This window comes from Streptomyces flavofungini, assembly GCF_041028215.1.
Lineage (GTDB): Bacteria > Actinomycetota > Actinomycetes > Streptomycetales > Streptomycetaceae > Streptomyces > Streptomyces flavofungini_B.
Genome location: NZ_JASKYR010000350.1, coordinates 1 through 7,641 on the forward strand (window position 1 = coordinate 1; position 7,641 = coordinate 7,641).

8 protein-coding genes are annotated in these 7,641 nt (G+C 74.3%); 3 read left to right on the forward strand and 5 right to left on the reverse strand.

All coding sequences use genetic code 11. The annotated features are described in order from the left end of the window. Positions 1-3 precede the first annotated feature (3 nt). A complete protein-coding gene (locus AB8Z36_RS23035) occupies positions 4-906 on the reverse strand; it encodes a LysR family transcriptional regulator (protein ID WP_369215262.1) in 903 nt (300 codons plus the stop codon). A gap of 118 nt (positions 907-1,024) precedes the next feature. Here AB8Z36_RS23035 and AB8Z36_RS23040 point away from each other — a divergent pair, with 118 nt between their 5' ends. Continuing rightward, positions 1,025-2,134, forward strand: coding sequence for a DMT family transporter (locus tag AB8Z36_RS23040; RefSeq protein ID WP_369215263.1), 1,110 nt, complete (start codon positions 1,025-1,027; stop codon positions 2,132-2,134). Here the strand turns inward: AB8Z36_RS23040 and AB8Z36_RS23045 are convergent. Next, positions 2,125-3,456, reverse strand: coding sequence for an aminotransferase class I/II-fold pyridoxal phosphate-dependent enzyme (locus AB8Z36_RS23045; RefSeq protein WP_369215264.1), 1,332 nt, complete (start codon positions 3,454-3,456; stop codon positions 2,125-2,127). The two genes, AB8Z36_RS23040 and AB8Z36_RS23045, sit on opposite strands and share 10 nt — an antisense overlap. A 137-nt stretch (positions 3,457-3,593) precedes the next feature. On the opposite strand from AB8Z36_RS23045, the gene AB8Z36_RS23050 reads away from it, so the two are divergent. After that, a complete protein-coding gene (locus AB8Z36_RS23050; RefSeq protein ID WP_369215265.1) occupies positions 3,594-4,358 on the forward strand; it encodes a pyridoxamine 5'-phosphate oxidase family protein in 765 nt (254 codons plus the stop codon). A gap of 73 nt (positions 4,359-4,431) precedes the next feature. On the opposite strand, the gene AB8Z36_RS23055 is transcribed toward AB8Z36_RS23050, so the two are convergent. From AB8Z36_RS23055 to AB8Z36_RS23065, 3 genes are all read right to left on the reverse strand, one after another. Continuing rightward, positions 4,432-5,397: a DMT family transporter gene (locus AB8Z36_RS23055; RefSeq protein ID WP_369215266.1), complete on the reverse strand. Its 966-nt coding sequence runs from the start codon at positions 5,395-5,397 to the stop codon at positions 4,432-4,434. 150 nt (positions 5,398-5,547) lie between these two features. Continuing rightward, positions 5,548-6,576 carry an EamA family transporter gene (locus AB8Z36_RS23060; protein WP_440581978.1) on the reverse strand — a complete coding sequence of 343 codons (1,029 nt, stop codon included), beginning with the start codon at positions 6,574-6,576 and terminating at the stop codon, positions 5,548-5,550. Between the two features lie 69 nt (positions 6,577-6,645). Then, entirely contained in the window at positions 6,646-7,221 is a 576-nt protein-coding gene (locus AB8Z36_RS23065) for a Clp protease N-terminal domain-containing protein (RefSeq protein ID WP_369215268.1), read from the reverse strand. A gap of 196 nt (positions 7,222-7,417) precedes the next feature. On the opposite strand from AB8Z36_RS23065, the gene AB8Z36_RS23070 reads away from it, so the two are divergent. Beyond that, the gene (locus tag AB8Z36_RS23070) at positions 7,418-7,606 is read left to right on the forward strand and encodes a hypothetical protein (RefSeq protein WP_369215269.1); all 189 of its coding nucleotides are present in this window, start codon (positions 7,418-7,420) and stop codon (positions 7,604-7,606) included. Positions 7,607-7,641: the final 35 nt, after the last annotated feature.

Genomic DNA, 7,641 nt, shown 5'->3' on the forward strand with positions numbered 1-7,641 from the left:
CCCCTAACCCAGCCCGGCACCCGCCGCCCGCAACGCCTCCGCCGCCGCTCTGATCGACGGGCGGCGGGCCGCGTCCGCCCGCCACACCACGTACACATGGCGCCGCACCCGGTGCCGCACCGGGACCGTCCGCACCCCGGCCGGCATCGGGTCGCGGCCGAGCTGCGGGACCACGCAGACGCCGAGGCCCGCGGCGACCAGGGCGAGCTGGGTGTGGTGCTCCTCCGCGCGGTGCGCGACGCGCGGCTCGATGCCCTTGCCGCGCAGGGTGAACATCAGCCACTCGTGGCAGAACTCGCCCTCGGCCCAGGTGATCCACTCGTCCTCCGCGAGCTCCTCCAGGTCCACCTCGGTGCGGTCGGCGAGCGGGTGCGCGGCGGGCATCGCGACGTCGGCGGGGTCGTCGAGCAGGGGCGCCTTGGCGAGGCCTTCCGGTATCGGCAGCGGTTTGTTGTACCAGTCGAGGACGACCGCCATGTCGATGTCGCCGCGCACCACGGCAGCGACCGCGGGCGTCGGCTCCATCTCGTGGCAGGTCACCCGCAGCCCCGGGTGCTCGGCGCGCAGCGCGGTGAGCGTGGCGGGCAGCAGACCGCGCATCGCCGTCGGGAACGCGGACATCCGCAGCTCGCCGACCGCCTTGCCGCGCTGCTCCTCCAGGTCGGCCTGGGCGAGCTCCACCTGCGAGAGGATGCGCGCGGCGTGCTCGGCGAGCAGCCGCCCGGCGTCGGTGAGCCGCACCCCCCGGCCGTTCTTGGCCAGGAGCTGCTGGCCCACCTCGCGCTCCAGCTTGGTCATCTGCTGCGAGACGGCGGACGTCGTGACATGCAGCCCGGCGGCGGCGCCTCCGACCGAGCCGTGCCGCGCCAGCGCGTCGAGCGTGCGCAGCCGCTCCAGATTCAGCATGGGCCCTCCCGGCTCACTCAGGCCCCTCGGCCTCGTGTGACATGTAAGCGATGCTACGCGGTACTCCGCAAGAAATCTCGCTTGTGCTACGAGATCGAGGGGGCGCATCGTGGCACTCATGAGCTCCCCGACCACGCCCGCGCCACCCGCACCGCCTTCCGCGCCGTCCGCAGAGTCGGAGTCGTCCGCGCCGTCCGCGCCGTCCGCGCAGCTCACGTCGTCCGCGCCGCTCGCGCCATCCGCCGCGCCGTCCGCCGCGCCGTCCGCCGTGCCGGGAACGCTCCTGGACTGGCGCGTCCGGTTCGGCATCCTCTCGCTGATCTGGGGCTTCAGCTTTCTGCTGATCAAGGTGGGGACGCAGGCGTACGCCCCCTTCCAGGTCACCCTGGGGCGGCTCGTGTTCGGCACCGCCGTCGTCGTCGCCGTCCTGGTCGTCAAGCGGGAGCGGCTGCCGCGCGGCACGCGCACGTGGCTGCGTCTGGCGGTGGCGGCGCTGCTCCTGAACGCCCTGCCGTTCTCCCTGTTCGCGTACGCGGAGCTGACCGTTCCCTCGACGCTCGCGGGCATCTGCAACGCGACGTCGCCGCTGTGGGGCATGGCTCTCTCGCTCGTCGCGCTCTCGGAGGACCGGCCCGACCGGCGCCGCGTCGCGGGCCTGGGCATCGGCTTCCTCGGGGTGCTGACGGTGCTCGGCGCCTGGCAGGGCTTCAGCGGCCTCGACCTCACCGGCACGGCCCTCGCCCTGCTCGCCTCGCTCAGCTACCCGGTCGGCTGGATCTACGTACGCCGCACGCTGGCCGGTTCCGGCCACTCGAACCTCTCCCTGTCCGGCGCGCAGCTCCTCGTCGCGACCGCCGAACTGGCCGTGGTGACGCCCCTGTTCACCGACGCCCCCACGCACTTTCCCGTCCTGCCGCTCCTCGCGGTCGCGGCGCTCGGCGCGCTCGGCACGGGGCTCGCCTTCCAGTTGCAGTACGCGCTGGTCGCCGAGGTCGGCCCGACCACCGCCCAGATGGTCACGTACTTCATCCCGGTCATCGCCACCGCCGCGGGCGTCGCGCTGCTCGGCGAGACCCTGAGCTGGTCGACCCCGGTCGGCGCGGTGATCGTCCTGGTGGGCGCCGCGCTGACACAGTCACGGCCACGCGCGCGTGGCGTCTCCCGTGGGCCCGGTACCACCGGCAGCCCTGAAGGCACACCCGGCAGCCGTAGCACCGCTCAGTCGTAGCGCCGCGCGGGAGCGGGCCCCGTGGCCGCGGCCACCGCGTCCGCCACGGCCGTGATCTCCTCGTCGACGAGGGCCGCGACCGTGATCCGCACCCCGGGCGGCGCGGCGAGGCGGTAGCGCGCCCCCGGGGCGACGCCCCACCCGGCGTGCAGCAGCCGCGCCACCGCACCCGTCTCGTCCGGGACGGGGACCCATACGTTCATGCCGCTGCGCCCGTGCGCGGGCACGCCCCGCTCCGCGAGCGCCGCGATCAGGGCGTCGCGCCGCCGCCCGTAGGAGGCGGCCACCGCGCGTGCGTCCACCGCGTCACCGGACCACAGCCGCAGGACGGCACGCTGGAGCAGCTTGCTCACCCAGCCGGGCCCGAGCCGCTGGCGCCCCCGCACCCGGTCGACGGTGACGGGGTCGCCGGTGAGCACGGCGAGCCGCAGGTCGGGACCGTACGCCTTGGCGGTCGAACGGACCAGGGCCCAGTGGCGCGCCGCCCCGGCCAGCGGGTGCAGCGGCTGGTCGACGATGCCGTGGCCGTGGTCGTCCTCGACGACCAGCACGTCCGGGTGCCCGGCGAGCACCTCCCGCAGGGCACGCGCGCGTGCGGCGCTGACGACGGCACCGGTCGGGTTCTGCGCGCGGTCGGTGACGATGAGCGCGCGGGCGCCGTCCGCCAGCGCCCGTTCCACGTCGGCGGTGAGCGGGCCCTCGTCGTCCACGCCGACCGGGAACGTGCGCAGCCCGAGGGCGGGGACGAGGTCGAGGACACTGCCCCAGCCCGGGTCCTCGACGGCCACCGCGTCACCCGGCCTCAGGTGGGCGGCGAGCACCCGTTCGATGGCGTCGAGCGCTCCGGAGGTGACGGCTACGGGCCCCGCCGGAACGCCTTCCGCGTCGAACGCCGCGCGTACGTACCGTTCCAGATCCGGGTCGACGGCGGCCTCTCCGTAGAGGACGGGTTTCGCGTCCGCCTCGGCCGCGGCCAGCGCGAACGCCTCGGCGAGCGGCGGGAGCAGCTTGGGGTCCGGATTGCCCTGGGAGACGTCCCGCACGCCCGGCGGCACGCTCACCCGCGCACGCTCGCGGACGGTCGTGGCGGGCTTCGGGCGTACGCGGCTGCCGCGCCGTCCGGCCGTCTCGATGACCCCGCGCTCGCGCAGGGTGCGGTAGGCCGCCGCCACGGTATTGGGATTCACCCCGAGGCGGGTCGCCAACTCCCGCATGGGAGGCAGCAGTTGCCCCGGTTCCAGGCCGCCGTCGCCCACGGCCCGCTCGACACTGGCCGCGATATCGGCTGCACGCCGGCCTTCGATCCTATACTCTCCTAGCACAAACTTCATTATGCACTAGTGCAATACGAATGCCAACACGAACCGCGACACGAGCCACCGCCTGCACCACCACACGAACCACCGCCCGCACCACCACACGAACCACCACACGCACCAGGCTCAGCACAGGAGAGGCCATGCAGACGACGCGCACCACCACCGGCACGGACACCGGCACCACTACCGGCACCGGTACCCGCACCGACACCGGCCCCGGCACGGCCGCGCCGGAGAGCGCCGCCTACGCCCCGACCGACCGCACGGTCCCGACCCGCTCCAAGGAGCGCGCCGCGTACGACCACGAGACGGTGCACGCGATACTCGACGAGGCCTACGTCTGCCACCTCGGTTTCGTGCGCGACGGCGCCCCGGTCGTGCTCCCGACGCTCTTCGGACGCGTGGGCGAGCGCCTGTACGTGCACGGCTCGACCGGCTCCCGGCCCCTGCGCATGGCGGGCGGCACACAGGCCGACGAGAAGGACCCGGGACTGAAGGTCTGCCTGACCGTCACCCATGTCGACGGCCTCGTCCTGGCCCGTTCCGCCTTCCACCACTCGATCAACTACCGCTCGGTCGTCGTCCACGGCACCGCCCACCAGGTCACGGACCCCGAGGAGAAGCGGGCCGCGCTCGACGCGCTCGTGGACCACGTCGTGCCGGGGCGGGCCGCCGACTCCCGCCCCGCCAACGCCAAGGAGCTGGCGGCGACCGCCGTGCTCCGCCTCGACCTGAACGAGGTGTCGGCGAAGGCCCGCACCGGCGGGCCCAACGACGAGCCGGAGGACATGGGCCTCCCCCACTGGGCCGGTGTGGTCCCGCTGCGCGGGGGCTACGACGCGCTGATCCCCTCCGCCGACCTCGCCCCGGCCATCGAGGCGCCGGACTACCTCACCGGCCTGTGACGCGCCGCGGCGCGCGCTGACCGGGGCGGCGGCGCCTCAGACCGGCGACGGCGCCTCGGACCGGGGCGCGCCCTCAGACCGGCACCGCCGCGCGCCGCGCCGCCACCGCGCCCCGCGCCTCCGCCACCGCGAGCCCCGTGACGGCGGCCAGCATCAGCACCGTGCCCGCGACGGTCGCCGCCGTGAGAGCCTCGCCGAGCAGGGCGACGGCGATGACGGCGGCGCTCACCGGCTCCAGGAGCATGATCACGGACACGGTGGCGGAGCGGACGACGGCCGCCCCCGCGAAGTAGAGCGCGTACGCGACCGCCGTCGGCACGGCGGCGATGTACAGGAGATAGACGGCCACGCGCGCGGGGGCGGTGGTGTGCGGCACCAGGCCCTCCGCCAGGGCGCCGGGCAGCAGGCAGAGGGCGACGACCGCGAACGCCCAGACCGTGGTGCCGGCGGAGTCCGCACCGCCGTCGCGCCCCCACCACCGCGTGACCAGCGTCATCGCGGCGTACGCGGCGGCGGAGACCAGGCCCCAGACGACACCGAGCGGCCGTACGGTCGCACCGCCGCCGCCGAGGACGAGCACGGCGAGCCCGGCGAGGGCGCCCAGGACGGCGACCACTCCGCCGCGCCCGAGCCGCTCCCCCATGGTCAGCCGCGCGCCGACGGCGATGAGGACGGGCCCCGACCCCATGGTGACGACGGTGCCGACCGCCAGGCCGGTCGACCGGACCGCCGCGAAGTAGGCGGTCTGGAACACGGCGAGGGCCACGCCCGTGACGACGATCCTGCGGACCTTGCGGCTCCGCGCCTCGGGGGCCGCGCCGGACCCGCGAGGCCTCCTGCGGCCCGGCCGCACCGCGCGGGTGGCGAGCAGCAGGACGAATCCGCCCGCGCACCGCCAGAAGGAGAGGCCGACCGGCCCCAGGTCGCCGGCCCGGAAGACGAGCGCGGCGGCGGCACCGGCCGTGCCCCAGGCGACTCCGGCGACGATCAGATAGATGAGGCCACGCCCGACGGGCAGGCCGAGAACAGCATTCGACACGTGAATTCTCCGCAGAGGGGAGGGACAGATGGCTCCGTCTGCGGGCAGCACCGTTTTGCCCGGCCGATGGCCTGGGCGTGATCCGTGGGCCTCCCGCGCTAGGCGGCGGGAGGCGGGAGAACGAGTGCTCGTGCGTACATGGACCGCACCCTAGGTCGCGCCGCCCCTGCGGACCAACTCCGTTTCGGATGCCGGGACGTCCCGCCCGTCGCCAGGACCGCCCGGCCGCGCCGACTGGGCGATGAACGCGCCGACGAGGACGACGGCACCCCCGGCGAGCTGCGGCGCGGAGAGGTGCTCGCCGAGCACCACCCAGGCGAGGGCCGCCGCTATGACCGCTTCGAGACAGGCCACGACACCCGCCACCTGCGGGGAGAGCCTGCGCACGGACAGCACCCCGGTGACGTACGCGACGACGGTCGTGACGAGCACGATCCAGCCGATCAGGACCCAGGCGGGGACCGACGAGCCGTCCAGGTCCGCGCTGCCCGCGAGCACCTGCCAGTCCATGCCCCACGGCCGCGCCACGACCGTCAGCACGGCGGTCCCGACGAGCAGTCCGTACGCGATGACGCCGAGGGGATCGGGTGCCGCGTCGCCCGCGTCGCTCCCCTGGTCGGACAGGACGAAGTAGCCGACCTGACAGCAGGCGGCGCCGAGCGCAAGGAGGAGTCCGACGGCGTCGAAGCTCAGCCCCGCCCAGATCTCGACGACGCAGGCGAGGCCGCCCACCGCGAGCACGACGCCGAGCGCCGCCGCCCGTGTCACCGGCTTGCGCTGCACGAAGCGCACCCAGCCGAGGACGAGCGCCGGGGCGAGATACTCGATGAGGAGGGCGACGCCCACGGGGATGCGGGAGAGCGCGGCGAAGTAGCAGGCCTGGACGCCCGCGACGGCGAGCAGGCCGAATCCGGCGAGCAGCGCGGGCCTGCTCCGCACCAGCGAGCGGTGGCGCCAGGCGACGGGCAGCATCACCAGGGCCGCGCCCGCCACCCGCAGCCACACCACGTGGAGAGGGTCGAGCCCCGCTTCGATCAGCGGCTTGGCCGCGACGCCGGAGCCGCCGAAGGCGACGGCCGAGACCAGGGCGAGCCCGAGGCCGATGCCCTTCCCCTGCCTGCCGTGGCCCTCCAGGCCCTCCGGGCCCTGCTGAATCCCCTGAGACGCTTGCACCGGCACATCATGGCAGGCGGTGTCATGAGCGTCATCCGCGATGACCCCTGTCTCAATCGGCGGACGCCCGGCGCCTCACGCGGGCCCCTGGCCCGTTCCCCCGAGGTAGCCGTGGTCGCCGGACGCGTACGGGCGGCAGCCCGCCTCGACCCGCTGGAGCAGGCTCTCCACGTCGACCCCCGCCCGCCCGAGCACTTCCACGGCGCGGCACTCGGCGTCGGCGACGAGCCCGGCGAGCAGGTCCATGCCGAGCGCCCGCGCGTCGCCGCGCGGTTCGGCCCGCTCAAGGGCGAGCTCCATCGCGGAGACGGCGGTCGGCGACCAGCCCGTCTCCTTCCCCGACGTCACCATGGGCACGGGACCCGAGTCCTCGACCGTGCCCTGCCACTGGAGGCCGTAGCCGATGCTGCGCTGGACGAGATAGCCGAGGAGGCGCACCACCTGGGCGCCGTTCTCGAAGACCGCGCGCACCTCCGGGTCGGACTCCAGGAGGGAGTGCAGCAGATGGGCGGTGTCGATCTGCCGGTCCCCGTCGCGCACCGCCCGGCGGCGCGCTCCGGCCACCACGGAAGCCAGCTCGGCGCTGAGCCGGGACTCGAATTCTGCACGGATCGGGCCGGGTTCTGCGCCCGGCGGGGTACGGCTTTGCACATCTCCCACCACATCAACCCCCAATGGCATATGCATCGGCGGCGGGAAGCATCTTCGCGTCCGACACAGGTTGGGCACCGGCGCGATGGTTGTCCTCCTTACGGATGAGATTCGACGGTTCCGTCCGGTGGGGCGCGCGCCGCCTTGCTCCGCGCCCGGAGCGCAACCATGGTGCGCCGCCGCACGTCTGAAGGGCATGGAGAGCAGGTGCTGGATGGTCGCCCTGTCGGCGATCGACGGCAGGCAGTACGTGTACCGGGTGTACGCCCCCGAGGACGCGCTGCCCGCCGACCTGTTCTGGGACGCCTGGCACTGCCATGACGAAGGACCTTTCCCCAGGGCATCGGACCTGTTCGACGCGGCGGTCATACGCCGGGTCGGCTGACCCTACGAGTACCCCCGAAGCCCCGGCCCGTTGCA

What these genes read in the sequence shown, in the direction of transcription:
- AB8Z36_RS23035 (WP_369215262.1), bottom strand. Translation starts at nt 906, where the DNA reads ATGCTGAATCTGGAGCGGCTGCGCACGCTCGACGCGCTGGCGCGGCAC.
- AB8Z36_RS23040 (WP_369215263.1), top strand. Translation starts at nt 1,025, where the DNA reads ATGAGCTCCCCGACCACGCCCGCGCCACCCGCACCGCCTTCCGCGCCG.
- AB8Z36_RS23050 (WP_369215265.1), top strand. Translation starts at nt 3,594, where the DNA reads ATGCAGACGACGCGCACCACCACCGGCACGGACACCGGCACCACTACC.
- AB8Z36_RS23070 (WP_369215269.1), top strand. Translation starts at nt 7,418, where the DNA reads ATGGAGAGCAGGTGCTGGATGGTCGCCCTGTCGGCGATCGACGGCAGG.